This is a genomic window from Peribacillus frigoritolerans (assembly GCF_040250305.1).
In the GTDB taxonomy this organism is placed as follows: domain Bacteria; phylum Bacillota; class Bacilli; order Bacillales; family DSM-1321; genus Peribacillus.
This window is the reverse complement of the sequence record NZ_CP158190.1, coordinates 2,875,580-2,902,467: the sequence shown is the minus strand read 5'-3', so window position 1 is coordinate 2,902,467 and position 26,888 is coordinate 2,875,580. Positions and strand designations below refer to the sequence as shown.

The 26,888-nt window shown below is 37.6% G+C and carries 28 protein-coding genes and 1 pseudogene; 24 read left to right on the top strand and 5 right to left on the bottom strand.

Features of this window, described 5'->3' with window-relative positions; all coding sequences use genetic code 11:
- Window positions 1–154: 154 nt before the first annotated feature.
- Window positions 155–1,054 (top strand): sulfite exporter TauE/SafE family protein, encoded by a 900-nt coding sequence (locus tag ABOA58_RS14255; RefSeq protein ID WP_350298916.1) that lies wholly within the window; start codon window positions 155–157, stop codon window positions 1,052–1,054.
- A 303-nt stretch (window positions 1,055–1,357) separates the two neighbouring features.
- On the opposite strand, the gene ABOA58_RS14250 is transcribed toward ABOA58_RS14255, so the two are convergent.
- The gene (locus ABOA58_RS14250; protein ID WP_350298915.1) at window positions 1,358–2,503 is read right to left on the bottom strand and encodes a glycosyltransferase; all 1,146 of its coding nucleotides are present in this window, start codon (window positions 2,501–2,503) and stop codon (window positions 1,358–1,360) included.
- On the bottom strand, window positions 2,500–2,787 hold the full coding sequence (locus ABOA58_RS14245; RefSeq protein ID WP_350298914.1) for a hypothetical protein: 288 nt from the start codon (window positions 2,785–2,787) through the stop codon (window positions 2,500–2,502). The genes ABOA58_RS14250 and ABOA58_RS14245 overlap by 4 nt, the downstream gene beginning before the upstream one ends.
- Window positions 2,788–3,233: 446 nt before the next feature.
- On the opposite strand from ABOA58_RS14245, the gene ABOA58_RS14240 reads away from it, so the two are divergent.
- The 13 genes from ABOA58_RS14240 (at window position 3,234) to ABOA58_RS14180 (ending at window position 16,063) form a co-directional block, all read left to right on the top strand.
- Complete coding sequence (locus ABOA58_RS14240; RefSeq protein ID WP_350298913.1) at window positions 3,234–3,542, top strand: DUF2642 domain-containing protein; 309 nt, start codon at window positions 3,234–3,236, stop codon at window positions 3,540–3,542.
- A gap of 13 nt (window positions 3,543–3,555) precedes the next feature.
- Window positions 3,556–3,771, top strand: a complete 216-nt coding sequence (locus tag ABOA58_RS14235; RefSeq protein WP_350298912.1) for a hypothetical protein — start codon at window positions 3,556–3,558, stop codon at window positions 3,769–3,771.
- Window positions 3,772–4,171: 400 nt separating this feature from the next.
- The gene (locus ABOA58_RS14230; protein ID WP_350298911.1) at window positions 4,172–4,690 is read left to right on the top strand and encodes a mismatch-specific DNA-glycosylase; all 519 of its coding nucleotides are present in this window, start codon (window positions 4,172–4,174) and stop codon (window positions 4,688–4,690) included.
- A 686-nt stretch (window positions 4,691–5,376) separates the two neighbouring features.
- Window positions 5,377–5,574: a hypothetical protein gene (locus tag ABOA58_RS14225; RefSeq protein WP_350298910.1), complete on the top strand. Its 198-nt coding sequence runs from the start codon at window positions 5,377–5,379 to the stop codon at window positions 5,572–5,574.
- A gap of 320 nt (window positions 5,575–5,894) precedes the next feature.
- On the top strand, window positions 5,895–6,908 hold the full coding sequence (locus ABOA58_RS14220) for a glycoside hydrolase family 15 protein (protein ID WP_350298909.1): 1,014 nt from the start codon (window positions 5,895–5,897) through the stop codon (window positions 6,906–6,908).
- Window positions 6,909–7,166: 258 nt separating this feature from the next.
- Window positions 7,167–9,095, top strand: coding sequence for a 1,4-alpha-glucan branching protein GlgB (gene glgB / locus ABOA58_RS14215; RefSeq protein ID WP_350302875.1), 1,929 nt, complete (start codon window positions 7,167–7,169; stop codon window positions 9,093–9,095).
- Entirely contained in the window at window positions 9,095–10,261 is a 1,167-nt protein-coding gene (locus ABOA58_RS14210; RefSeq protein ID WP_350298908.1) for a glucose-1-phosphate adenylyltransferase, read from the top strand. The genes glgB and ABOA58_RS14210 overlap by 1 nt, the downstream gene beginning before the upstream one ends.
- Before the next feature lie 17 nt (window positions 10,262–10,278).
- Window positions 10,279–11,385 carry a glucose-1-phosphate adenylyltransferase subunit GlgD gene (gene glgD / locus ABOA58_RS14205; RefSeq protein ID WP_350298907.1) on the top strand — a complete coding sequence of 369 codons (1,107 nt, stop codon included), beginning with the start codon at window positions 10,279–10,281 and terminating at the stop codon, window positions 11,383–11,385.
- Between the two features lie 16 nt (window positions 11,386–11,401).
- Window positions 11,402–12,838: a glycogen synthase GlgA gene (glgA, locus tag ABOA58_RS14200; RefSeq protein ID WP_350298906.1), complete on the top strand. Its 1,437-nt coding sequence runs from the start codon at window positions 11,402–11,404 to the stop codon at window positions 12,836–12,838.
- Window positions 12,839–12,964: 126 nt separating this feature from the next.
- Complete coding sequence (cls, locus tag ABOA58_RS14195; RefSeq protein ID WP_350298905.1) at window positions 12,965–14,470, top strand: cardiolipin synthase; 1,506 nt, start codon at window positions 12,965–12,967, stop codon at window positions 14,468–14,470.
- Between the two features lie 75 nt (window positions 14,471–14,545).
- Complete coding sequence (locus ABOA58_RS14190; RefSeq protein ID WP_350298904.1) at window positions 14,546–15,301, top strand: exodeoxyribonuclease III; 756 nt, start codon at window positions 14,546–14,548, stop codon at window positions 15,299–15,301.
- Between the two features lie 63 nt (window positions 15,302–15,364).
- The gene (locus ABOA58_RS14185; RefSeq protein ID WP_350298903.1) at window positions 15,365–15,769 is read left to right on the top strand and encodes a cytosolic protein; all 405 of its coding nucleotides are present in this window, start codon (window positions 15,365–15,367) and stop codon (window positions 15,767–15,769) included.
- A gap of 15 nt (window positions 15,770–15,784) precedes the next feature.
- Window positions 15,785–16,063, top strand: a complete 279-nt coding sequence (locus ABOA58_RS14180; RefSeq protein WP_350298902.1) for an HNH endonuclease — start codon at window positions 15,785–15,787, stop codon at window positions 16,061–16,063.
- Window positions 16,064–16,104: 41 nt separating this feature from the next.
- On the opposite strand, the gene ABOA58_RS14175 is transcribed toward ABOA58_RS14180, so the two are convergent.
- Window positions 16,105–16,626 (bottom strand): DUF2179 domain-containing protein, encoded by a 522-nt coding sequence (locus tag ABOA58_RS14175; RefSeq protein WP_350298901.1) that lies wholly within the window; start codon window positions 16,624–16,626, stop codon window positions 16,105–16,107.
- A 239-nt stretch (window positions 16,627–16,865) separates the two neighbouring features.
- Between ABOA58_RS14175 and ABOA58_RS14170 the strand changes: the two genes are divergently transcribed.
- The 7 genes from ABOA58_RS14170 (at window position 16,866) to ABOA58_RS14140 (ending at window position 21,413) form a co-directional block, all read left to right on the top strand.
- Window positions 16,866–17,210, top strand: coding sequence for a n-acetylglutamate synthase (locus tag ABOA58_RS14170; protein WP_350298900.1), 345 nt, complete (start codon window positions 16,866–16,868; stop codon window positions 17,208–17,210).
- Between the two features lie 65 nt (window positions 17,211–17,275).
- Window positions 17,276–17,809, top strand: coding sequence for a histidine phosphatase family protein (locus ABOA58_RS14165; RefSeq protein WP_350298899.1), 534 nt, complete (start codon window positions 17,276–17,278; stop codon window positions 17,807–17,809).
- A 41-nt stretch (window positions 17,810–17,850) separates the two neighbouring features.
- The gene (locus ABOA58_RS14160) at window positions 17,851–18,522 is read left to right on the top strand and encodes an NAD(P)H-binding protein (protein WP_350298898.1); all 672 of its coding nucleotides are present in this window, start codon (window positions 17,851–17,853) and stop codon (window positions 18,520–18,522) included.
- A gap of 251 nt (window positions 18,523–18,773) precedes the next feature.
- Window positions 18,774–19,190 (top strand): BlaI/MecI/CopY family transcriptional regulator, encoded by a 417-nt coding sequence (locus ABOA58_RS14155; protein WP_101225362.1) that lies wholly within the window; start codon window positions 18,774–18,776, stop codon window positions 19,188–19,190.
- A 23-nt stretch (window positions 19,191–19,213) separates the two neighbouring features.
- Window positions 19,214–20,041 carry a M56 family metallopeptidase gene (locus tag ABOA58_RS14150; protein WP_350298897.1) on the top strand — a complete coding sequence of 276 codons (828 nt, stop codon included), beginning with the start codon at window positions 19,214–19,216 and terminating at the stop codon, window positions 20,039–20,041.
- Window positions 20,042–20,112: 71 nt separating this feature from the next.
- Complete coding sequence (locus ABOA58_RS14145) at window positions 20,113–20,541, top strand: DoxX family protein (protein ID WP_350298896.1); 429 nt, start codon at window positions 20,113–20,115, stop codon at window positions 20,539–20,541.
- A gap of 446 nt (window positions 20,542–20,987) precedes the next feature.
- Complete coding sequence (locus ABOA58_RS14140; RefSeq protein WP_350298895.1) at window positions 20,988–21,413, top strand: VOC family protein; 426 nt, start codon at window positions 20,988–20,990, stop codon at window positions 21,411–21,413.
- A 485-nt stretch (window positions 21,414–21,898) separates the two neighbouring features.
- Here the strand turns inward: ABOA58_RS14140 and ABOA58_RS27765 are convergent.
- A pseudogene (locus tag ABOA58_RS27765) lies at window positions 21,899–21,990 on the bottom strand (hypothetical protein); the annotation flags it as partial.
- Between the two features lie 224 nt (window positions 21,991–22,214).
- Between ABOA58_RS27765 and ABOA58_RS14135 the strand changes: the two are divergent.
- Window positions 22,215–22,994 (top strand): hypothetical protein, encoded by a 780-nt coding sequence (locus ABOA58_RS14135; protein ID WP_350298894.1) that lies wholly within the window; start codon window positions 22,215–22,217, stop codon window positions 22,992–22,994.
- Window positions 22,995–23,246: 252 nt separating this feature from the next.
- On the opposite strand, the gene ABOA58_RS14130 is transcribed toward ABOA58_RS14135, so the two are convergent.
- Window positions 23,247–23,879, bottom strand: a complete 633-nt coding sequence (locus tag ABOA58_RS14130; protein WP_350298893.1) for a 2OG-Fe(II) oxygenase — start codon at window positions 23,877–23,879, stop codon at window positions 23,247–23,249.
- Window positions 23,880–24,349: 470 nt separating this feature from the next.
- Between ABOA58_RS14130 and ABOA58_RS14125 the strand changes: the two genes are divergently transcribed.
- A complete protein-coding gene (locus ABOA58_RS14125) occupies window positions 24,350–25,525 on the top strand; it encodes an acyl-CoA dehydrogenase family protein (protein ID WP_350298892.1) in 1,176 nt (391 codons plus the stop codon).
- Between the two features lie 207 nt (window positions 25,526–25,732).
- Window positions 25,733–26,887 carry a betaine/proline/choline family ABC transporter ATP-binding protein gene (locus ABOA58_RS14120; protein WP_350298891.1) on the top strand — a complete coding sequence of 385 codons (1,155 nt, stop codon included), beginning with the start codon at window positions 25,733–25,735 and terminating at the stop codon, window positions 26,885–26,887.
- The last annotated feature ends 1 nt before the right edge of the window (window position 26,888 follow it).

The window sequence follows — 26,888 nt, the reverse complement described above, 5'->3', positions numbered from 1 at the left end:
GGGCTGATCAGAAAAACTGAAGGCACCTAACCAACATGTCATTTCATGTTGGTTAGGTGCCTCTTTGTGTCTTATAGATCAAAATAATCTATACAGGCTGCAACGTCGGGTCGATGTTATCTAGGTTCTATTTAAGTGGAAAAAGGGGAATGTCATGAAAAAGTTAATCGTTTTAGCCTTTATCGGGTTTTTAGCCCAATTAATCGATGGTTCGCTTGGAATGGGGTATGGAGTGAGTTCCACTTCCTTATTGTTGACATTCGGGATTGCCCCTGCAGTAGCATCAGCATCCGTACATTTATCGGAAGTAGTGACCACAGCCGTATCCGGAGCTTCACATATAAAGTTTGGGAACGTGGATAAGAATATGGTCTATCGCTTGATCATTCCAGGTTCTGTTGGTGCATTTGTAGGTGCATGTTTCCTGAGTAACCTGCCAGCCGAATTAGCTAAACCGTATATTGCCATATTTTTATTTGGCCTGGGTGTATACGTTTTATTCCGCTTTTTATTTATTTTTAAACCGTCAAAGGACAATGAAACCGTAAGGCCATTGACCGCAAAACAATCCATTCCGTTAGGCCTTTTTGCAGGCTTTTGTGATGCAACAGGCGGAGGCGGTTGGGGACCTATTGCAACGCCTGTTTTATTGTCAAAAAAAGGAATGACGGCGAGGAAAGCTGTAGGGACTGTTGATACGAGTGAATTTGCCATTGCTTTCTTCGGAAGTCTTGGTTTTATCATTTCGCTTGGATGGGAAGCTGTCAATTGGCTTTGGGTCGTAGCGTTGATAATTGGCGGGGTGGTTGCTGCACCAATTGCAGCCTGGTTAGTCCGGATGCTTCCTGCTCAATTAATGGGTGTTTTAGTCGGTGGTTTCATTATCTTGATCAATGTACGAACATTATTAGCTACATGGATTCCGATTGAAGCCCACATATATATTTATACAGGCATCGTGATTATATGGCTTTCTGGAATTCTTGTTACCATCAATAAGATGTCCAATGCGAGAAAACATGATCATATCGAACAACGGCAGAATGTTTCCTGAACCCCGAGTTTGATAGAAGCGAATTTACTCAAAAGTATATTGCGATACGTAACATAAAAACTCGTAGGTACATAAATACCTACGAGTAAAGCCATTTGACAAATGGGATTCCGCCTTTAAATTTTAATATTGTTCTAAACTCTATTTAATAGATTCATTCATTTTCTAGAACCATTTATTGGCTGTTTTTAATCGAGAGATTTATGCCGCCAATATCTATGTAGTTAATTCCCCTAATAAAGAATCAATAGAACCCTTATACTAAAGATGGCCATCGTGAGAGTTTGAACAGCAGCAGAACCATTAATTTATGGCCTGCTGCTGTTCAAATGATTGAATTGTACTTTCATATAATTCAATAAGCGGTAATATATTTTTTTTAATATCGAATTGTTTCAATACCAATTTCCTTAAATCCCTGCCTGTTTGAGCACCGGCATTTGATTGATGGAGGTTGCGTAAGTCCCGATAAAGAATGGCTTGGCTGCAAGTCTGTTTTGCAGCGTGATCCCCAAAGTAGCATTCCCAGGCTTGTTGAAAGTTTTTCTTATTCACTGCCCCAAAATATCCGAGATTTCCACAAGAAATAACGGGTCTTTCGCATGCCATTGCTTCCAAAGCAACCCTGCCCGTACCTACAACATAGTCTGCAAGTGCATAAAAGTCTTTCACATTCTTTTGTTCCCCAGTGAAATGAATGAATTCTTCTTTATATAAAGATTGGATGCTCGCCGCCACATTCTTAATATCCTTGAGCTGGCTGCCGTTACCGATGATGATTACATGAAGGTTGGGGATATCCTTTAATTTTAAATCCCTGCAAGCTTTGATTAAAAGCATGCAGATCTTTGCTTTATGCCGAGTTATCCTGCTGCAGTAAAGAATTACTTTTGCATTCAGGGGAATATTCATTTTTCTTCTTAATTCTAATGAAGGGGAAGGGGAAAAATCTGCTGTATCAATTCCATTTGCAATGACTGAAATATTCTTTGGGAAAAGTGGCTGAATATGTTTTTTTACCGGTTCACTAACTGCAACCGCAGCATCTGTAAACTGTAACACACTTTTTATATCCGATTTCTGGAAGTATGTCCCGTGCAGAGTGAAGACGAAGGGAATATTGGAGAGCTTAGCTGCCTTTGCAGAGAGGTAGCCGGATATAATCTGGTGCCCGTGCACTAGTGTAATCTGTTCTTTTCGTAACAATTCTACCAAGCTGTTCAATAATGGAGATTCCTCATTCGAGTTAATCGTTAATGTTTTAGGGAAATTCATTTGGTGAACTTTACATCCCGTTTCTCGTAACCGGCTAATCATGCTGCCTTTTCCAGTAACAACTGCTGTATATATTCCTCTAGACTGTAATTCCCTCACAAGACTCAATACATGCGTTTCCGTTCCGCTTACATCCATTGTATCTAACACCATCAGGACTCTTATGGATTTCATGATGCCTTACCTCTTTGGGAAAATTCATCCGATCCAGGAATTGAATGAAGCTTAATTTTATTTGATTTTAATGGTGAAAGTAACAATTTAATGTGGGAACCTGGCTCATTTATAAGTGCGCAACAATTAGTATCGTCCGCTTCAGAAAAACCTTTATTAATAGGAAGAGAATATTTGAAAAATAGGGATTTTGATTGTTCCATACATTCTGCTTTTAATGCAGACTCTTTGTGACATGAAGGGATTACAATGCCTATGTAATCCTTTTTTTGTTTGTTTGTCATAGTTATCACCTCAACCGTATCATATTCATTCATTAAAGAAATGGACATGATTTCGTAAAACCTTCAAAAAAAAGTAAAGGAATTTAAAAAAAGGTTGATTAGTCCAAGCCGAAAACATCAGTCATCAATATACTACTTTTGAAGCGATATAGAAGCAGCAGCAAATTGTCAAGATCCTCAAAGGAATCAAGTGGATCAAGGAATTCAAGGAGATCGAATCCAGGCAAAATATTCAGCAAAAATTCAATCGAAATTCATTTTCGGTTGGACATAAAAGGTTTCACATTCTCGGTCGACAACGAGTTCAGTGCTGCAGTAAAGATAAGGAAGGGGGGACCGTTGCAAAAAGGAGAGAAGGGAAAGAAATGCGAGCATGGGGATGAAGGAAATAAGAAGAGAACCATGACGAAGGTAATAAAATAGACAATAAAAAAGGTGGTAAAAAAATGAACACTGAGAAGCAAAGTGAGAAGCAATGTAAAAAGAATAGTTGCGACTATCTTTACTATAAATGGCTTGTTGAAAATGGTCAAACAACACCAAGGACACCTGATACTTCAGGGGATCTGTACTATGATTTGAGAAGTGTTTTAGGAAGATTATTAGGAAGAACGGTAACTATTTCAACTGATTTAGCCCCGGTAACGGGAATATTAAGTTCAATTCAAACTGATTATATTGTAATTACTGAAACTGCAGGAACTGTAGTATTTGTTCCGTTCCGTGCCATCAATTCTGTTAGAGAGCCTATATAAGGGGGAGAATGCATTGTTAGCTAGTATTTTTTATGTACAATTAAGACATTACATTGGGAACACGGTCACAGTGGCAACGAGCAGTGATTTATTCGAGGGAGTGTTACATGAAGTAACTGATGATGTTTGCCGATTAACAGAAACGTCACCAGGTTATGAAGACAATCTAGATATCATAACCATTCCACTAAATCAAATAAATTATGTTCGCGTAAGTCACGCACAATAAGCTATATGAAGAAGCAGCCATCTATAAGGTGGCTGTTTCTTTTGAACGAGTAAAATGCATCGTTTCCCTACCTTTTATATTTCATAATCAGCCATTCCACTCGTAAATAAAAGGAACTGTGTTAATAAAGGTCGGGATCACCTATGATTCTTGATACTTCTAAACCAAACTCATGTCAAGACAGAGACATGAATTTGGTTTTTTCCTGTTTAAAAGGCAGTTATCTTATATGTAAATTAAAAGCGGAATTATATGTTATCAATAATAAGGTTATCACTATGAAACAATCATCCCTCATTCTCCAAGAAACGTGTATGTTGTGTAAATGGCGGAAAAGGTAGTCAATTATTTTTCAGTTTTGTACAATGATTAAATAGGAAATTTGAAAAGGAGTTTTAAAATGGAAGGCATTTCTGATCATTTAAAGGAAAATTTGGATATATTGTTCGTAGGTTTCAATCCAAGCATTCGTTCAGGCGAGACTGGCCATCATTATGCGAATCCAAACAACCGCTTTTGGAAAATCCTCTTCGAGTCCGGGCTGACACCAAGGAAATATGCCCCAACTGAAGACTCGTCATTACTGGAGTTAGGTTATGGGTTTACCAATATCGTTTCCAGGCCTACAAAAGGTGCGGAAGATATCACTAAAGAAGAGTACACAATAGGAAGGAATCAATTAAAAAGGAAAATTGAAAAGTATAAACCAAAACTTGTCTGTTTTGTAGGCAAGGGTGTTTATCAGGAATACCGTCAATTACGAAAAATCTCTTGGGGGCTGCAAGAAGAACCTTCATCGAATAAATCCATGGAATTCGTTGCCCCTTCCTCCAGCGGCTTAGTTAGAATGCCGATAGATGAGATCATCGAAATATATAGTGAGTTGCCACTTCTGCTTGGCAAGCTGAAAAGCAATTGAAGGAAATTATTAATATAAGGGTGGATTGGAAAAGCGATGGCTTTTCCAATTATGGGGAATGCTTTGAGCAAGGAGTAATGTATCGGTTTCGCTGCAGGGGTAATCGAAAAATACATCAGGATTAAGCATAATTGAAGCGGCACTAATGTCGCTTTTTTCTCTATGCAGGCTCTGGACAATTCATAGCGGCAGGGATGATAGCTGCTAGTCATCCAGTCTCGTCCATGATTTTTACGATTTTTTTGTTAACAGTCGTCATCTATTGCTGCATTGGCTCCGTAATTCAGGCAGCAAGGTTTGAAACAATACCTGATAACTTGGAGCCTTACTATCTGAAGAAACGTTTGGAGTGGCCGTCACAACGGCACAGCAGAGGAAACAGCTTGATTTTAAATGGATGCTAGGTCTGAATCTGGAGCCTATTTAAATTGGTTACTACCAAATATGCCGGCGGTTCTTTGCGCCAATGGGTTTCAAATCCCGAGAAAAATATGGGATGGATTTCTCCCTGACAGCCATGTTCATCGGCCTTTATAGTTTTGTGAATATTGAGTAAAAAAACTTTTTATAGATCTTGCAGTCGATTTTAGCAGCGTATTAATCGATGTTGCAGTAGGTTTCTTCTTTCCTGGCAGTACTGGCGTCATAGTTGCAAAGGTAATAGCTTCAGCGATGAGGATTGACAGATGGAAATAAGCGGGTATAGCCTTGCCCCCATCCTTGGCGCATCAATTGTGCGGAACAGGTCTTTTCAATTAAGGGTAATGCTTTATAATTGGCCGCAGCTTTTACCAGCTTTCCTGGTTGCGATGTTTACGAGATGTCTATTGGGTACGGTAATGATTGGCGTGCTTTCATTGATGATATTGCGATTATTCTTTTAATAACTACTAAACATTTGAATGATAGGCCGATATAACCAGTAATGGATTGCCATTACTGGGTTTTTATTTTCCAAAGAACGTATTTCATAACGGCAACTTCATTACGGTTAGGCAAATGACGCTTTTTTAATGAACATTGGAAGCTTGATTATCAAAAAGGGCAGTGATTACATAAACTATGGTGAATGAACTTCTGAAAAAGTCGTTTTGGATAACTGAATTGAAAGCGCTTTTAATTGAAAAATGAAACAACCAACGTTTAGAAAATGGGAGTCTGTCAACAATGGGAATAAGCAAATAACTATGGAGGTGTTCAATTAATGAATGTAAATGGTGCCCTAGAGGTTCTTGATCGGATGCGGCTTCCTAATGGCGCATATACTGCAAGTATTTCCGATGATTATAATTATGTCTGGATAAGGGATGTCGTTTATACAGTAATACCTTTTATAAATGATCCGTCCAGTCGTTATGAGAAAGCATATCATGCTTTATTCGACTTATTTCAATCCTATGAGTGGAAGATAGATATTCATACGGAACAGAAACCCCAGTTTCTATTTGAACATATCCATGCACGGTATTCCACTGAGCTTAAAGAACTGCCCGATGAGTGGGGCCATGCCCAAAATGATGCGATAGGTGCCTTTTTATGGGGTGTCGGTGAAGGATATAGGCATGGGAAAAAGGTGATAAGAAACCAACGTGATTTAAAGATCGTTCAAAAGTTGGTCAGTTACTTGGAATGCCTGCAATATTGGCAAGCGGAAGATAACGGGATGTGGGAAGAGAATATCGAAATACATGCTTCAAGCATAGGGGCATGTGTTGCTGGTTTGAATTCAGTCAAAATGCTGGTCAACGTCAAGGAAGAACTGATTAAAAAAGGAGAAGAAACTCTTCGTTTCCTGCTTCCAAGGGAAAGTTATTCAAAAGAGACGGATTTAGCCCTTTTATCCTTAATTTATCCTTATCGTCTGGTAGACCGTGAAATAGCGCTTAAAATATTGAAGAATGTCACAGAGCGCCTAGAAAGAACAAAAGGTTGCATTAGATATGAAAATGACCTTTATTATAATGACGGTCAAGAAGCGGAATGGTGTTTCGGGCTTCCATGGCTGGGCTTATGCTACCTTGAACTTGGCATGATGAACAAAGTTAAGGAGTATATAGATAAAACGAAAATGATCATTCCGGAAAATTGGGAAGTTCCCGAGTTATATATAGGAGGCAGTAATGTACCAAACAGGAATACTCCTTTGGCATGGTCAGTCTCATTATCCTATTTATTCTTGACGAAGACTCACAGTATTCGAACTGAACAAATAACATGAAGCATTCATACTTGATACCTTAAAGCTCTTCCTGAAAAATGGGAAGAGTTTTTATTGGTATAATAATATTTTTACAATAAATGACTATTTTTCGCAAAAAAATGTTTTATTTATCAAAAAAACGGGCATTTATTACAATAACTTCACCTCCATTTGAAGGATTAATACCATTTTTACCGAATATATATAATAACTGGGGAAGGATGGGTAAAATACTATCGAGTTAATACTGATGGAGGGGTTTTATTGAGTACAATTATGGACCAGCTGCAAGAGAATTATCCAAGCGATTTCGATTTATATTTGTTTCATGAAGGCACCCTTTATGAAAGCTATAAGATGCTTGGGGCACACATTGTGACATCATTAGGTAATGAAGGAGTAAGGTTTGCCGTTTGGGCCCCCCATGCGAAGCAAGTTTCAGTAGTCGGTAATTTTAATAATTGGGACGGAAAAGATCATGCGATGAAACGGATCGAGCGTTCAGGTATCTGGGTGTTGTTCGTACCAGGGCTACAAGAAGGGGAACTCTATAAATATGAAATACATACACCTGGAAATAAACGTATCCTAAAAGCCGATCCATATGCCTTTTATTCGGAAGTCAGACCAAATACAGCCTCGGTCATTAAAAAGCTGGATAATTTTGAATGGCAAGATTCGAAGTGGATAGCCGATAGGAAAAAGGAAAACATTTATCATAAACCCATGTCCATTTATGAAGTGCACCCAGGAACATGGAAACAGAAAGAAGATGGCGAATTTTATACGTACCGTGAATTGGCTGATAGATTAGTTGATTATGTGATTGATAATAGTTTTACACATATTGAAATCATGGCCATAATGGAACACCCATTTGATAAATCGTGGGGATATCAGGTCACGGGCTATTATTCGGTAACCAGTCGGTACGGTTCACCTGAAGATTTTAAATATTTAATTAACCTTTGCCACCAAAAGGGCATAGGTGTGATCCTTGACTGGGTTCCCGCCCATTTTTGTAAAGACGCACATGGACTTTCCCGTTTCGATGGTACGCCTCTCTATGAACCAATTGAACACACTAGAGCAGATCGCCCGTTATGGGGGACATACAATTTTGATTTTACCAAACCGGAAGTAATCAGTTTCCTTATTTCAAATGTTATGTTTTGGATGGATGTATACCATATAGATGGGATCCGTGTCGATGCGGTATCGTCCATGGTTTATCTTAATCATGATAATCCGTTGCCGGTCAAGCTGAAAAACCAGTTTGGCGGTGAGGAAAACCTTGAAGCCATACAGTTTTTGCAAAAACTTAACGAAGTGGTTTTCAAAAAATATCCCAATTCATTAATGATGGCTGAAGAAGCAACAGACCGGCCGCTCATTACTTCTCCTACCGATATAGGCGGACTGGGCTTTAATTATAAATGGAATATGGGATGGACTAACGATATCCTTCGTTATATGAAACTTGAAACACATGAAAGGCCATATCATCATAACCTCTTAACATTTTCATTTTTCTATGCTTTTTCAGAAAATTTCGTCTTGCCCTTTTCACATGATGAAGTGGTTCATGGCAAGAAGTCATTATTGAATAAGATGCCAGGTGACTACTGGCAGAAGTTTGCAAATTTACGGTTGCTCTTTGGGTATTTCATGACGCATCCTGGAAAGAAGCTTCTATTTATGGGCAGTGAATTTGGCCAATTCATAGAATGGAAAGATGAGGAACAATTGGATTGGCTGCTTTTGGAATATGAATCACACGACACGCTGGCCTATTACTTCCGTACTCTCCAGGATTTTTATAGGCAAACTTCCTCTTTATGGAGATTGGATCATGACCCGGAAGGTTTTGAATGGATAGATCCGAACAATAGTAATCAGAGTGTCATTACCTTTATAAGAAAAGGTAAACGGAAAGGCGACTATTGCATCGTTGTCTGTAATTTTTCTGCGCAGGCTCATGCTCAATATCAAATAGGTGTACCATCCCAAGGCAAATATATAGAGGTTTTCAGCAGTGATTCAGCAGCTTTCGGTGGATCGGGTCAGATCAATGAAGAACCCATTAATGTCAAAAAGGAACCATACCATAATCAACCATACAGCATGGAAATAACTGTACCTCCATTAGGCATTTCTATTTTTATGAAGCAAACAAAAAAAAGGCGGGGGAGAGTGAACGAATAATGGGAGCAAAAAAATGGATAGCAATGTTATTGGCAGGAGGCCAGGGTTCAAGGTTAGGTGAATTGACAATCGGTTTGGCAAAACCAGCTGTTCCCTTTGGCGGTAAATATAGAATCATCGATTTTCCATTAAGTAACTGCACTCATTCTGGTATTGATACGGTTGGGGTACTGACCCAATACCAGCCATTGATTCTAAATGATTATGTTGGTAATGGCAAAGCTTGGGACCTTGATCTTGATGTTGGCGGAGTTTCCGTACTTCCTCCTTATCAAGGTAAAGAAGGCGGTGAATGGTATAAAGGGACGGCAAATGCTGTTTATCAAAATATCCAATACATTGATAACTATGATCCGGAACATGTATTGATTCTCTCTGGTGACCATATTTACAAGATGGATTACAGTAAGATGCTGGATTATCACATCGAAAAAAATGCCGAGGCTACCATAGCTGTCATTCAAGTGCCATGGCAGGAAGCAAGTCGTTTCGGAATCATGAATACCAATGATGATGATAAAGTCACTCAATTCGATGAAAAACCAAAGTATCCAAAGAGTAATCTTGCTTCCATGGGAGTTTACCTTTTCAATTGGAAAACCTTAAGAAGGTATTTAATAAATGATGAAAAAGATGAAAATTCATCCAATGATTTCGGCAGCAACATCATTCCAAAGATGCTTGAAGACCGAAAAAAGCTATTTGCCTATCGTTTTAATGATTATTGGAAAGATGTTGGAACGGTCGAAAGCCTTTGGCAGGCCCATATGGACTTATTGGAGGATACGCCAAATTTCCAGTTGGATGATCAGCAATGGAAAATTTTTGCCCGCAATGCAAATCACCCGCCGCAATATATATCACCGGATGCCAAGGTCAGTCAGTCGCTTATCAATGAAGGGTGCATGATTCATGGGAACATTGAACATTCGGTTTTATCCTATAATGTACAGGTAGGCTACGGGTCAACCATAAAAGATTCAGTCATCATGCCTAATGTTACGATTGGTGAAAACGTTCATATAGAAAGAAGCATCATAGCCAGCAATTGTGTACTTGAAGATGGTGCCATAGTTGGCAATTCAGCGGTTACATCCGATATAACCTTAATTGGTGAAAATCAGACCATTATCAATCCAAACAAAAAAAAGATCACTCTTAACTAGAAAAAGGGGAAGATGCTATGGAAAATGTGTTGGGTATTATTAACTTAATCAATGAAAGACAACATTTAAAAGATCTGACTGCTCACCGTAATGTAGCATCCGTGCCATTTGGTGGACGCTACCGTTTGATTGACTTTACGATGTCGAATCTCATTAATGCAGATGTATCAAAAGTAGCCGTTTTTCCAAAAGAAAAGTATCTTTCAGTTATGGATCATCTTGGCTCAGGTAAAGAATGGAACTTGGATCGGCGTTCAGGAGGCTTATACATCTTGCCCCCTATCCACCCGGATGAAACGGTAACAGGCGATATGAAGCAATTTTATGATCACCTCAGCTTTTTCGAACGTGCAGAGGCAGATACTGTCATCATTTCCCCTGGCAGCCATGTATGCAAATTGGATTTTAATGAAGTGCTTGATTATCACAAAAAACATAAAGCGGATATCACGGTCGTATATAAGGATTATGTAGGGGAATTGATTGAAAAACCAATCTATCACACCTGCTCGGTAGATTCGGATGAAGACATTACTGACATTAGCTTTTATACGATCCCTAGACCTGGTGACCATGTTTGTCTGGAAACTTTCATCATAAGTAAAACGCTATTGGTGAATTTGATCAAAAGCTGTGTTGCGAGTGGGGAATATGACTTTTTGAAAGACGCCGTGAAAGCCAATCTTCATCGTTTTACCGTTAAAGGCTACAATTTTACTGGAGATATGCCATTCATTCATTCCATTGAAAGCTTTCATTCCAGTAATATGAATTTCCTGAACCCTTCGGTAATCCGTTCTTTCTTCGGGGATACTTGGGATGTTTATACGAAAATCAAACATGAGGCACCGACCAAATATTCAAGTTCTTCGAAGGTTACCAATTCATTGATAGCCAACGGTTGTGATATTGAAGGGACTGTGGAAAACAGTATACTCTTCCGTGGGGTAAAGGTGAAAAAGGGAGCGATAATAAGAAACAGCATCATCATGCAAAAAGGCGTGATTGAAGAAGGAGCCATCGTTGAAAATATCATAACTGATAAAGAAGTGAGAATTACTAGTGAAAAATCAGTTATTGGTTTAAAACAGCCTACTGTAATAAAAAAAGCGGAAGTAATTTAATAGAGGAGGTGCGGCAATGAATATTGTATTTGCTGCTTCAGAATGCGCCCCTTTTATAAAAACGGGAGGGCTCGGAGACGTTATAGGCGCGCTCCCGAAAGCGCTGAAAAAACAGGGAGTCCATGTAAGTGTCATCCTTCCTAAATACGGGGATCTTCCTAACCGATTCAAACAGGAATTGGAACATATGACGAGTATTGAAGTTCCTGTTGGTTGGCGCCAGCAATTTTGCGGCATCGAAAAACTTGTTGCTAACGGAATTACATATTATTTTCTGGATAATGAATATTATTTCAAAAGGCATGGTAGTTATGGTTTCTTCGATGATGGCGAAAGGTTCGCCTTCTTTTCCCGTGCAATTTTAGAGGCTTTACCCTATTTAGAAGAAAAACCGGATGTTATACACTGTCATGATTGGCAAACGGGCCTTGTCAGCGTTTTGATGAAAGCCCATTATCATAACCATCCGTTCTATCAGGATATTAAAACGATATTTACGATACATAATTTACGCTATCAAGGAGTTTATCCTAAAGCTGTATTAGCTGAATTACTCGATTTGAGTGAGTTATATTTTAATATCGATGGTCTTGAATTTCATGGGAATGTAAGTTATTTGAAAGCCGGCCTAGCTTTTTCTAACATAGTCACAACTGTAAGCCCAAGTTATGCGGAAGAAATTCAGATTCCTTATTTCGGGGAAAATCTGGATGGATTTTTACGTAAGAGAAAAGGTGAGCTTAAAGGAATTATCAACGGAATCGATTATGAGGAATATAATCCTGCAGCAGATGAACATCTTGCTGTTCCATTCGATTCTTATGAGGGTAAGATGGAGAATAAACGTCAGCTACAGGAATCGCTGGGTCTTCCTGTCAATGATGACGTACCGGTTTTATCAATGGTAACGAGGCTTGTTGATCAAAAAGGAATAGATCTTATTCTTCATGTTTTTCATGAAATGATGAACCAAGGAGTTCAATTCATTCTTTTAGGTACGGGTGAAGAGCAATATGAATCAGCATTTCGTCATTTAGCTGACCAATATCCAAATCAGGTTTCAGTCCATACATATTTTGATGAGGGGTTGGCAAGAAGGATTTATGCAGGTTCTGATTTATTCCTGATGCCGTCACAATTCGAACCATGTGGTATCGGCCAACTCTTGGCACTGCGTTATGGTACACTGCCTTTAGTGAGGGAAACTGGCGGACTTCGTGATACGGTCATCCCGTATAACCAATTTACTGGTGAAGGCAATGGCTTCAGTTTTACGAATTATAATGCACACGATATGCTCCATACAATTGAGCAATCTGTTGGTCTGTACAAATTCCAGCCGAAAAGATGGAGGAAAATGGCCGAAAATGCAATGAAGTTAGACTTCAGTTGGAAATCATCCTCATTAAAGTATATGGAGCTGTATGAAAGTTTGATTCCTGTCATGAAGTGATAATTGGATAGGTAATACACAAAGCACTTGCGAACATTGTTTTCGTAAGTGTTTTGTTTCTTTTACCATCAAATATGGGTATATGTAATTTATATATAAAATATTGCTGTGTAGGAGAATGAAAAGATGAAAAGAAGAAGGATGGAAATTGTATTTTTATTTATTTTAATTGCTTCAGTTTATATGATCCTGTTCACTCATGTTAGCTTCGACGTGAAGCTATTTTTTATTGGATTATATATTTTGGTCATGTTTATTACCCTATTTTCACTCATGCTCGAAAATAGATTTGCCCACGAGACACTTTTATGGATGTATGTGCTTTTGTTTTTTCCGGTATTTGGATATGTGTTTTATCTATTCTCAGGTCAGCTCTATTTAAAGGGGTATTTATTTCAAAGTAAAAGGAAAAAAGATCGCGAAGAATGGAAGAGTCTTGTTACACATGTATCATCTCCAGATTTATCGTTCTTGAATGATCATCAGCAATCATTCGCAGCTTTTGCCAAAAATGCATCTGAGACCACCATTAGTACATCATCGCAAACGGAAGTGTTGAAAAATGGTAACGAAACGTTTACCGAAATCATTAAACAGTTAAAAAAAGCTGAAAAGTTCATTCATATAGAATATTATATTTTTCGTTCCGACAGGCTTGGTACTGAAATTATAGATATCCTTATTGAAAAAGCGAAAAATGGTGTTGAAGTTTTATTCATTTTTGATGCTGCCGGTAGTTTAAGCCTTTCAAATAATGAAGTTAAACGGATGAAAAATGCAGGGATAAAGGCTTATCCATTTTCACCATTGAAACATGGTTTTTTTAATCAAAAGTTTAATTTTAGGAATCACCGGAAAATAATCATCATTGATGGGGAAGTTGGCTTTGTAGGAGGTTTAAACGTAGGAGAGGAATACTTAGGGCGAAATAAAACGATCGGATTTTGGAGAGATACACATATGGTCCTTAAAGGTGAAGCGGTATATATGCTTCATACTGTTTTCCTTTTGGATTGGGAATATGTCAGTGGGGAAGATGTATTAGAAGAGCGTCCAGAATTCAACAATATAGTGGAACAAGGGGATGGAGCTGTCCAGGTGGTGGCAAGCGGACCTGATACACAACAGGGAATCATGAGTGATTTTTACTATTCACTTATTACAAGCGCCACAAAATCAATCTGGATTGCAAGTCCATACTTCGTACCAAATCAAGCGATTAAAGCAGCAATTAAACATGCCGCAATTAAGGGGATACAAGTTAGGCTTATGGTTCCGGCAGTAAATGATGGGTTTTTAACCCAATACGGCAGTCGCTCCTATTTCGGGGAGCTGCTTCAATTCGGTGTAGAGGTATACACGTATAAAAAAGGTTTTCTACATCAGAAACTTATTATCGTAGATGGTGATATGGCTTCCATAGGGACGGCAAACATGGATATGAGGAGCTTTCACCTGAATTTTGAAGTGAATGTCTTTCTAATGGGCAGCCGTTCCATCGAAGATCTCATCACTCACTACAAAGAGGATATGATGGATAGTGACAAACTAGATCCTATTAGATATAACAATCGGGGTTTGCTGGAACGTTCAAAAGAATCATTTGCCAGATTGTTTTCAAATGTACTCTAATGGGAAAAACAGCAGATAAATAGTATAGTTGAAATGTAAAGAAATTAATTGGCCATAAGGAGAATTTAAGAGAATATGAAATTGGTTTCCTGGAATGTGAATGGAATTAGAGCTTGTGTTAAAAAAGGATTTTTAGATTACTTTAAAGATGTGGATGCAGATATTTTTTGCCTTCAAGAAACTAAGCTTCAAGAAGGGCAGATTACACTTGAATTGGAAGGGTACCATCAATATTGGAATTATGCACTGAAAAAAGGATATTCAGGTACAGCCATTTTCACGAAGGAAAAACCGCTTTCAGTGAAATATGGTGTAGGGGAGCTGGACGAGGAGCCGGAGGGCAGGATCATAACACTGGAATTCGAAAAATTCTATATGGTGAACGTTTATACCCCCAATGCAAAAAGGGATTTATCAAGGCTTGATTATCGTCTTGAATGGGAAGATGGGATGATAGATTATCTTAGTGAACTGGACTTGGTGAAGCCGGTTATCTTTTGTGGGGACCTCAATGTTGCACATCAGGAAATCGACTTGAAAAACCCAAAATCCAATATTGGGAATTCCGGTTTCACTAATGAAGAGCGTGGAAAGATGACTGAATTACTTGATGCAGGGTTTATCGATACATTTCGCCATTTTTATCCAGACCAGGAAGGTGCTTACTCTTGGTGGTCATATATGGCAAAAGTTAGGGAGCGGAATATAGGATGGAGAATCGATTATTTCATTGTTTCAAAACGTCTGGCGGAATATTTAAAAAAGGCTAATATTCACTGTGATGTCATGGGCAGCGATCATTGCCCGGTCGTCTTGGAAACAAACCTCTAAATGGAATAAATTCGGTTAAATGGGGATACTAATGGTTATCCATATTCAACAGGAGGTTTGATTATGAACACATTTATCGTGGGCTTTCATCAAGAAGATAATGTAGACAGCATGCAAGTGCAAAAATTGACGGCGGCTGAGTTTGAAAAAGCAACATCACGCGGTTTTCGCAGACTATTTGAACTGGATACAAATATCGGATATTTTGTATTTTTTGATGCTGAAGATGATGAGGGTGATTTATCTCATCTAGTTTTACAGTATGAAGAAGATAATCAGGATCCAAGTGATTGTTACTCTTTTACTAAAAATGATTTTTATGAGTTCATGGCACTTTATTTACAAGGCATGGATGAAGTGGAAGTGGAAGATGAAGAAGATGATGCCAATGAAGAGTATGGACCAATCCATCATCTTGCCCATTTGATGTTTCATATTGTTGAAGAAGGAAAATCCGTTAAGCCTTAACGGTCGATTAATGAGATGAAAGGTACTTGTGAGCTTTGTGACAGGGGTGAGATAGAACTGACCATCCATCATTTAACACCTAGAGAATTAGGTGGCAGCCATTTACCCATTGCCTATCTCTGTAAATCTTGTCACAAACAGATTCACGCACTGTATTCAAACCGAGAGCTGGCCATCCGACTATATACCGTGCTTTTGTTAAAAGATGATGAAGCATTAAAAAAATACTTAAAGTGGATCAAAAAACAGCCGGTAACGAGGGCAGTGAAGATTAGAAAATCAAAAACGAAATAATGCAAAAGCCCATCTTAAAAAGATGGGCTTTTGCATTACATTCAGCTTGCTTTATTTTTCAACCGGTCCAATAAAAAACCACCTTTAAAATAACGTGGTTCATATGAAATGATGAAAGCCTTAGGTTCGTACTTTTCAACGGTTGCTATCAATTCTTGTTCCCGATTGCGTTTTGTCAAAATTTCCATCCGATAACGGTTGCTATCCCGGCCCTCGCCCGTATAAAGAGTCACACCAAATCCGTTGTTCCTCAATGTATCTACCAACTGTTCATTTTTGGTTTGAGTATTTACGGTTACATTAATAAAACCGATGGCAAGTTTTTGCTCAATTTTCGTACCAAAAATTATTCCGATTCCAAAACCGACTGCATATACAACCATGGCGAGTATGCTTTGGTCACCGCCAAATACTAGGGATAATCCAAAAACGTATATTAACATTTCTGCGATACCCAGTATCGAGGCAAGTATGGTAATATTTTTTACTAAGAAAATGGTTCGCAACGTATAAATCGGAACATAAATAAGTTGTAATAGTAGAATCAGAAGTATTTCTTTCAATTGAGCACCTCACCAACATCTTCCAGTTTGATTAGACGTTTCAACTAAGGAATTGTTCATTCCATAAGTAACATCTTCCATAATCTAACCACAACATAATAGGGGAATTCAATGGGGAATATTATGTATTTTTTGTCATTTCCATTGACACAAAACTAAAACCCCGAAAGATTTTTGAATATTCATTTTTTGATAAATTTGGTATCATTATCCTTATTAATTCATATGGGGGAATGATGATGTTTAATTATGATGGTAGGATTTTCAAAGCTTTAGTCAATTCTGAAAATGGAGAAGTATCAGGAAATACTTCCTTCCACTATTCACAAGAAGGCTCAATTCTTTCAGCAAGTTATCATGGTGGAGAGATTGTTAAAGGAACTTTAATAGGGCTTGTCAATATGGATGGTTCCTTAGAATTCAGGTATAATCATATCAATGAAAAAGGTGAAATTAGAGGAGGCAGCTGTCTTTCCACTCCTGAACTATTGCCAGATGGTAGGATACGCTTGCATGAAAAATGGAAATGGTCAGATCTAGAACAGACTGAAGGACACTCCATCATTGAAGAAGTGAAAAAATAACAATCTACATAGAAGGGTTTGAGGACAATTACTACTATCTGTTTAGTGCGGCATGGTCAAACAGATTGGGTGCACTAGGGAAACTGCAGGGGCAGACTGATATTCCTTTAAATGAACTAGGAAGGATACAGGCACGGCAATGTGGTGAATTTTTATCAAAAGAGGCTACTTGGGATGTGATTATCTCGAGCCCCCTAAAAAGGGCAAGGGAAACGGCAGATATCATTTCGCATTATATTGAAGTCCCGGTCATTGAAAAAATGGAATTCATTGAAAAGAACTTTGGCGTCGCTGAAGGAATGACAGCAGCTGAAAGGGCGTCAGCATTCATTGATAAAGAATATCCTGGTCAGGAAACTCAGGAATCTTTACGAAGCAGGCTGATGAATGGACTTCAGGAAATTCAGAAGGAGTATCCTGAGAAGAAAGTTATCCTTGTTGGACATGGTGCAGTCATTCATTTTATTTTACGCTTGATGTCAAACGAGTCAATCGTATCAAATGAAATGCGCTTGTTCAATGCATGTTTGAGTACGATTAGATTTGAAGTCGATTCTTGGATAATTGATGATTTCAATCAAGTGAATCATTTATCCTAGTCCTATATTATTCAGCAGCTAATGAAGGAAAGTGGGATATCATGACTAATAAGACGGCATTGATTTTAGGCGCTACAGGTGTGGTCGGCACCCAGTTGGTTAAAGAAATGAGCAACAGCAATAAATATAGTGAAATTCATTTGCTGACAAGAAGGGAAATGAAATTCGCGGAGCCCAAGTGCACAGGACATGTTGTGGATTTCGATAATTTGTCCCAGTATGCCTATTTGTTCAATGTCACCGATGTTTTCATTTGTTTGGGTACAACGATCAAAAAGGCTAAATCGAAGGAAGCTTTTCGTAAAGTTGATTATGACTATATAATCGAAGCAGCTAAAATGGCGAAGACATCCAATGTTGAAAAATTACTCGTCATAACGGCCATGGGCGCCAATTCCAAATCAAAGTTTTTTTACAGTCGTGTTAAGGGAGATGTGGAAGGAACACTACAACACCTGGAATTGAATACTGTACATATATTCCGCCCTTCCTTACTTCTTGGAGAACGCGAGGAATTCAGGGCAGGTGAAAAGATTTCTGGGCTGTTAAGCAATTTTGCTAAATTTGTCTTTGTAGGCCCTTTACGCCCATATCGTGCAATAGAAGCAAACAAAGTAGCTGCTGCAATGTACGCTGCTGCCCAAACGACGGCAAAAGGATATCATTTTTATAATTCTGATGAAATAGAGAAACTTGCACAAAGGGTTAATTAGTGAAACGAGCCTGCAAAAGGCTCGTTTTTTAATCTAATACGCTTAAAAGGAAAAAGAACGGATGACCTTTTGCTACTGAAAAAAGGTAGTGAAGTGTAATAGAGGCAGTTAACCAGAAGAAAAAGCAAGGCCAAAAGATTTTTTAATATCAATTAAAGTCAATCTAGAGAAATCCTTGATACTAATCTTCCAGATGAAACTTGATTGTAACAGTGATATCCACTACAATTTGTAGTGGGAGGTGGTAAAGGATGAATATTAAAAATTTTAAATATGATGAAGTTGGACTGAATCGTTTCTTTGGTCCATTGGAAGCTAATATCATGGAATATTTATGGGATAAAGATGAACAGAGCATCAAAGCGGTTCAGCAATCATTGGAACTTGACAAACCTATCAATTTCAACACAGTAATGACCGTAATGAATCGTTTAGTCGAAAAAGGCATTCTTGAAAAGAGGTCTGAAGGAAGGCTCTCATTATTTCGCCCGGTACAATCAAAAGCGGAGTTTTTAGAAGAGCAGTCAAAGAAACTGACTGAGAATTTGCTCGATGAATTTGGTGGAGCGGTCATAAGCCATATGCTGGATGCCATGAAAGACGCTGACCAAGGTTTAATTGAAAAATTGGAACAAAAAATCCAATCGTTAAAAAAGGATAAATTATAATGTGGAAGAGGAAGTCTTATTTTGTGATAAGCCTGAGTCTTTTAATTGCCTGTGTAGTATGGTGCCAAATGGGAGCGTTTTTGGTACACATCTTTTTTGGTGTGAATATTAAAGCCAACTTTTTTAAATTTTGCTTTAGTCTATTCAAGGAAGATTCAGTATACTATTTTGTAGTCGTCACCCTGCTTAGTTTAATAATATCATATAGCATATTGAGCACCCTATTCAAAATTGCAGAGCAATATTTCTTATCCAGAAGGTTTAAACAAAAGCTTTTTCTTTCCAAAAATGTTGAAAAGACAAGGTTTATAAATGAAACATTCAACCGGGTCAACGATGATATCTTAGTCGTGAATGCTGATCAGCCTCTTGCGTTTACGCTTGGTTTTTGGCGGCCATTCATTGTGTTCAGTTCGGGTTTAATTAAATTATTGGATTTGGATGAACTAGAAGCGGTAGTAGAGCATGAAGCCTTTCACCAAAAAAAATATCATCCGCTGGTAATCTTTATTTTACAGTTGATATCGGATGCTTTATGGTTTGTCCCACTGACAAAATGGTGTCATAAAAATTACAAAATAATAAGTGAATTATCAGCCGACGAAAATGCGGTAAATAAAATGGGGACTGAATTAGGCATAAGTTCTGCTTTGTTGAAGTTAATTAAACATGGTTACACTGATAAATCCTCGCCCGTCCTTGTCCACTTCTCCAATGAATCAGTTAACTATAGACTTCAGCAATTAATCGATCCCCATAAAAAAATTCCTTTGAGGGCTGAAACTGCTACGATTTTTGTTTCTATTTATGTTTTGCTTATACTTTTGGGAATGACTATAGTGATTGTCTGATGACTTTCACTTGATTTTTTTACCACATTACACTACACTTTGTAGTGTAAAATAAATAAAGGAGATGTGACATGAATAAACAAGAGATCGGTACCTTTTTATTAAGAGTTATGTTGGGAATTTCATTTTTGTTACATGGATTGTCAAAATTCCAAGGTGGATTGGAGAACACTTCTGGATGGTTTCAAAGTATAGGCATTCCGGGATTTATGGCCTATGTAGTCGGTGTTATTGAATTGTTTGGAGGAATTGCTTTAATTTTAGGTCTTGGAACAAGAATAATATCTGCCCTCCTTGTATTCATCATGGCTGGTGCAATTGTTTATGTGAAATTCCCTGCAGGTTTTATGGGGAGTGGAGAAGCTTCAGGGTACGAACTGGATCTCGTTCTTATGATTATTGCACTTCATCTAGTTTTAAATGGAAGTCGATTCCTATCGATAGATTCTAAGTTACCTGCCCTTAAAAAAGAACAAGATTCAGAAATAAAAGCAAGTTAATAAGAATGAACGTTATAACAGCGACTTTGAAAAATTGAACATTTTCTTTATTAGGCAGTCATGAAGGCATGAAACCGGTAATCTACTGGGGGCATGCCTTTTTCATTTAACCTTGTTCTAGTTTGAAAATCTTCATGATTTGAAAAACAGTAATAAATCAAATCAGATTTTGTTAATCAACAGAAGCTTCCCATGACTACGTTATCGTGACATACTTTGCGAGATGACAATACTGCAAGGTTGAAACAATCATCTATTCATTCGTTAACAAACAAAATAATTGATAGTTTCCAGTGAATTTTTGTTGACGAACACATGTTCTTTATTATAAAATACAATCATGGGTAATAATGGTATAGTGGTTGATTCCACTGACCAGTTCAAAAGGAAACTTTGAATTTGAGTTACGCTTTATAAAAATTTATAGCAAAAGGAGCAATTTAATTATGACCATGCGATTATCTCCATATTTAATGATGAACGGAAATGCGAAGGAAGCGATCCAATTTTACGAACAAGCATTGGATGCAAAAGTCCTTTTTAATCAATCTTTTGGAGAAATGCCAGAAAATCCGGAATTTCCTCTGCCAGAAGAAGCAAAAAATCTTGTGGCACACGCAATGTTAAGGGTTGGGGAAACGGACCTCATGTTTTCCGATACGTTTCCAGGTCAACCCAGTCAATCTGGAGATCAAGTCACGATCTGTATTTCAATAAACGATATTGAAAAATCAAAAAGAATCTTTGAAACTTTGTCTCAAGGCGGAGAAGTGAAAATGCCGCTGCAGGAAGCTTTTTTCAGCCCTGCATATGGAATTGTAACAGACAAATTCGGTGTAACCTTTCAAGTGTATACAGAGGGTCAACAATAATCTCTAGTAAAATAATAGCAGCTGCTTTGGTGAATATTAGTTACAACTGTTATTAAAGGCTCTTTTCGTAAAGATTGTTGTTTTTAAAACGAAACTATTTAAGGTTGATTGGAGCGGAAGTGCGAGACTCCTGCGGGAGCAGCGGGACAGGTGAGACCCCACAGGCGTTTACGCCGAGGAGGCTCACCGCCCGCCCCGCGGGAAGCGAGCATCTGGAGGGGAAATCAACCACACCGCACTACTTAGTAAATAGCAACAAAGTATGCGAAAACAGCTTTAATAAAAAACCCAATTTCTCAATTAAATATCACTGAGGGATTGGGATTTTTAATATTGGTGTGTATCCTTAACATTACTGCTTATGGAATTATAGGTATGATACCTATCGCTTTTCCCATGCTGTCTAAGTTCATTCCGGCGGTAGGATATCATGTCAGGTAAGACCACGTTTATGTATTATATAGGCCTTCAGAAAGATTCCAAAATAAAACACTTTTCCTCCGGGTCAATTCACGTGCTTTCTTCACTGCCATACGGGCTCTCGCTGTCATTTGTCCTTATCTACAATTTTCCGTGCTCCGTGCTGGTCCACTTTTAACTTTGATACCTTATCGTTATCTCTCTGTGATATTCGTCATATATTCTTCATCTGTTTGTTCTTTGTTTAGAAAATGGCTATGCTATCATTTAAAACATTGGCATACAAATTAGCCGCATTGTTTGTAAAATATATTCCTTTTAATAGGCTAATATCAATCGAAGTAATATTACATTGCGTAATAAGGGGGAAGGGGGAACAACGTGAACACAGATCAAGCTTTCGACCTGTTAAAGGATGCAGGAGTAACAGAAAGCAGCAGTATACAAACTGTTAGACGCTGGCTTCGTGAAGGTAAGATTAAATATGAGGGAGGAAACGGGATTAGAAAAACTGGATACATAATGGATGACACAGATCAAGCATTTGAAATGTTAAAAGATGCAGGAATAACAGAAAGTAATAGCTTACAAACTGTTAGGCGCTGGCTTCGTGAAGGTAAAATTAAAAAGGCGGGAAACGGAAAGAGGAACACTGGATACATAAGCGATGAAACTGCTTCAAAGCTGGCTATAAATGATTTTATAGATCAAAATAAGGACGAAATCATACACCGATTAAAATTGAAAATACAAACTCAAGATAAGCATATAGAAGGAATCGAAGAACTTCATGAAACTGCAAAAAGAATATTGATTCAGCAAAGGGATATGTTCAAAAAGGAAGTTGCCATACTAAAGAATGAGAAAAGTGAATTACAAAATGAAACAAAGGATTTATTAAAAGAAAATATTGAATTACGTAATGAATTGATAAAATTAAAAGAAAACATCAGAAATAATTACAATATTGACTCCACTGCTCAATCAAATGATTATAGTAAAAAATTAGGGCTTTCTAAAATGGCGAGCAATAAAGAAGTGTTAGCAGAATATAAAGGGTTATTAAAAATAACTCATCCTGACCATAATGGCAACGCGAAGGTATTTCATTACATTAAGACTGATTACGATAATTTTAGAAAGAGCAACAAAGGTAAATGAGAGTGTTTAAATAATACAAAGTATGATCAAATCAAACTTAACGAGAATTCCAGGGAAAAAGCATGTTTTGAAACGAATCGATTGTTTAGGATCCAGAGCGCTATGAAGTTCAAGGGAACATTAATATTTTGATTCCATTCGTTTGGCCATTTTAAAAAAACAGATTCCAAATGAACAAATAGGTGCCTCAGTTCATTTGGCACCTAAAATTGAAGCATTTATAGTCCAGCGTTTACATTATCAAGCTGCAGACTATTTTTTTTGTCTCCTCATCCATTGTGTTGCAACCCATTTTTCACCAGTGATAACTGGCGCTCCACTGTGTAAAGTTAGTTCGTTTAGGTTTTTATCGTTATAGAAATATTCGAAATATACAGCCATTCCTTTTCGAGGTGACACTGAAAAATTCAATTTAGGAAAAAAAGTTTCCCCTCCATGCTCCACATCATTTAAATACATGATGATTGTGCTAATTCTATTATTTTTTGCTGCCAGACTTGTAGATGTAAAAAAATCAAAATGAGCTTTATATTCTTGACCAGGAGTATATTTAAGAATTTGAATACCATCTCCATGTTCAATGGGGATATTCATGATGGTTGATATTCTTTTTTCAATTTTGGTTATGATGTCAAATTCATTTTCTTGAAAAAACATGCTACTGCTTGTTCTTATTTCATTTACCTCGTGTGTAACTCCAATTTTGGAACGGTGCATTTTGTCTTTTGACAATCTAATAAGTTCGTCACATTCATCCTCACTTAAAACATTTCCTAAAACTACAATTAGAGGTTCTTCTAATCTAGCAATTACGTTAATTTCTCGATCTTCTGTTATAATTTTATTTCCAATATGATTAAAGATGGTTTGTTCTTTAACTGTCAACTTTCATCGACTCCTAAAAGAATGAATTTTCCGAACAATTAGTTTCTGTAAGCGGTTTCCCTGTTAATTATACCATAAACGTTGTTATATAACTGTTTCTTATTCTGCTAACATCTATATTGAGATAATTTAATTGAACATTTTGTCGAAAAAATGGGATATGGGATTTAAAAAAGAAGTCGTGTTAATTTATTCCAATCAGTATTCCAAAAATAACCTCGGTAGAATATATGATAAAACCATATTCAAAGCAGTTAAGTAATACATAATTAAAATGGTAAAAAATAGATTTGTTAAAGGGAATTCAATACTTTTGTTGAACATGAATATTGTGGAACATTTTTACTGTTTGATGATGTGTTATTGTAATCGTTTACATCTGGGTATTTAACATATTTTCGTGGGAGTGATTATAGGTTATTTTCACATTGATGTATTTAACAAAACCATTAGCGAATGGAGGTTAACCCATGGTTAGCACGATGGCAATCAATAAAGATGATTCCCGTTCCTTCCTAACGGAAGAGCACTTATTATTTAAACAATCAATTCGTGAATTCCTCGCCAAGGAGGCTGTCCCCTTTTATGATCAATGGAAAAATGAAGGGGAGATACCTTGCTCGTTTTGGAAAAAGATTGGAGATAATGGATTTTTATGTCCGTGGCTTGATATGGAATTCGGTGGGTTAGGAGCAGATTTTGGATATTCAGTTGTGCTGACAGAAGAATTGGAAATGGTTGGATCAGCCTTAGGGGGAATATCCATTCATTCGGATGTTGTAGCCCCTTATATAGCTTCATTCGGAACAATAGATCAAAAACAAAGGTATTTACCAAAGTCCATTACAGGAGAAATGATTTCCGCATTTGCATTCACAGAGCCGGGAATGGGTTCGGAAATAGCGGATATTCAAACCACAGCCATCAAGAAAGACGGGTATTATATAGTCAATGGAGCTAAAACGTTTGTCACAAATGGTTTTAAAGCTGACTTCATGATAGTAGCATGCAAAACTGATCTTAATGCTGTTCCTTCTCAGGACGGAATCAGTTTGCTGCTCATTGATAAAGATACGTCAGGGTTTTCACGAGGAAGAAAGCTTGGTAATGCAGGACAGGGAAGTTCAGACACAGCCGAGCTTTTTTTCGATGATGCTTTAGTACCTGTTGGCAACCTCCTTGGTGAGGAAGGGAAGGGTCTTTCATATATCATGCAAAAACTGCAGCAGGAAAGACTAATATGTGCGATCAGGTCCTTAATCGCAGCGAAAGACATGCTTCACTTAACGATGAATTTTATAAAAAGACAAAAAGCATTTGATAAGAAAATAAGTAAATTTAAAAATGCACAGTTTACCATTGCTGAAATAGCGACCGATATTCACCTGGGAAGGACGTTTGTTGATGAGTTGATCTGTAAACATATGACTGGGGAGAATATCATTACTGAAGTATCGATGGCTAAATATTGGATAACAGAGATGTCTAAGCGAATATCTGAAAAGTGCATGCAGTTACATGATGGATACGGATATATGGAAGACGATAAAATTACCCGGCGTCACCGGGACATTCCTTTGTCAGCATTCTTTACAGGGACAGATGAAACAGTAAAAATTCTGATTGCTAAAAATATCGGGTTTTAATTCATTATTAATACTTTAAATCAATCAACTGCCTCAATTAAAATGAGGTGGTTTTTTATAGCATTTTTTCAATATAATTACATATGACTAGTTTTTTAAATAAAAAGGTTTATACAGCTTATCTTATGGGTACAAGAGACTGTGCATATGAAAAATTAATATATTTGTAAAATTTGTAATTGTATGCGAATGATGGAGGTGCTTGTTATGTTAAAAATCGAAAATGTATCGAAAATCTATAAGGGAGGAAAGAAAGCTGTAAAGAATATTTCTTTGGATATTAAAAAAGGGGAGTTCATTTGCTTCATTGGTCCGAGTGGATGTGGTAAAACAACGACAATGAAAATGATTAACCGCCTTATCGAACCATCTGAAGGCAAAATACTTATTAATGGTGAAAATATCATGGATAAAGATCCAGTCGAGCTAAGAAGACAGATTGGGTACGTTATCCAGCAAATCGGACTTTTCCCTCACATGACGATTCTAGAAAATATCACCCTCGTTCCAAAACTTCTTAAATGGGATGAACAGAAGAAAAAGGAACGCGCAATGGAATTACTAAAGCTTGTCGATATGGGACCCGAATACCTGGAAAGGTATCCTTACGAATTGAGCGGCGGGCAGCAACAAAGGATAGGCGTTCTCAGAGCACTTGCTTCCAATCCTCCACTCATTTTAATGGATGAACCTTTTGGTGCACTAGATCCAATCACCCGCGATGCCCTTCAGGAGGAATTTAAAAATCTGCAGCGCACACTTGATAAAACAATCGTTTTTGTTACCCATGATATGGATGAAGCCATTAAGCTAGCCGACAGGATCGTCATCTTAAAGGCTGGTGAAATAGTCCAAGTGGGAACACCGGATGAAATTCTAAGAAACCCGGCCAATGAGTTCGTGGAAGAATTCATCGGAAAAGATCGATTGCTCCAAACAAGACCGAATGTTGAGTTGGTCGAACAAATCATGAGTCGAAACCCAATATCCATTACAGAAGAAAAATCCCTTACCGATGCTATAACGATAATGCGGGAGAAAAGAGTCGATTCTTTACTTGTGGTCGATGAGCAAAATGTTTTGAAAGGGTTCGTAGATGTTGAAACGATCAGTGAATATCGAAAAAAAGCTAAATTTATCAGCGAAGTCATTAATACTGAAATCTATTCAGTGAAACAGGATACTTTAATCCGTGATTCCGTTCAAAAGATTTTAAAGCGAGGGTTCAAATATGTGCCGGTGGTTGACCAGAATAAACATTTGGTCGGAATTGTCACTAGGGCAACATTGGTCGACATCGTATATGACAGCATCTGGGGAGAGGAAGAAAATCAAATGGCAGAAATGGCAGAAATGTTTTAGG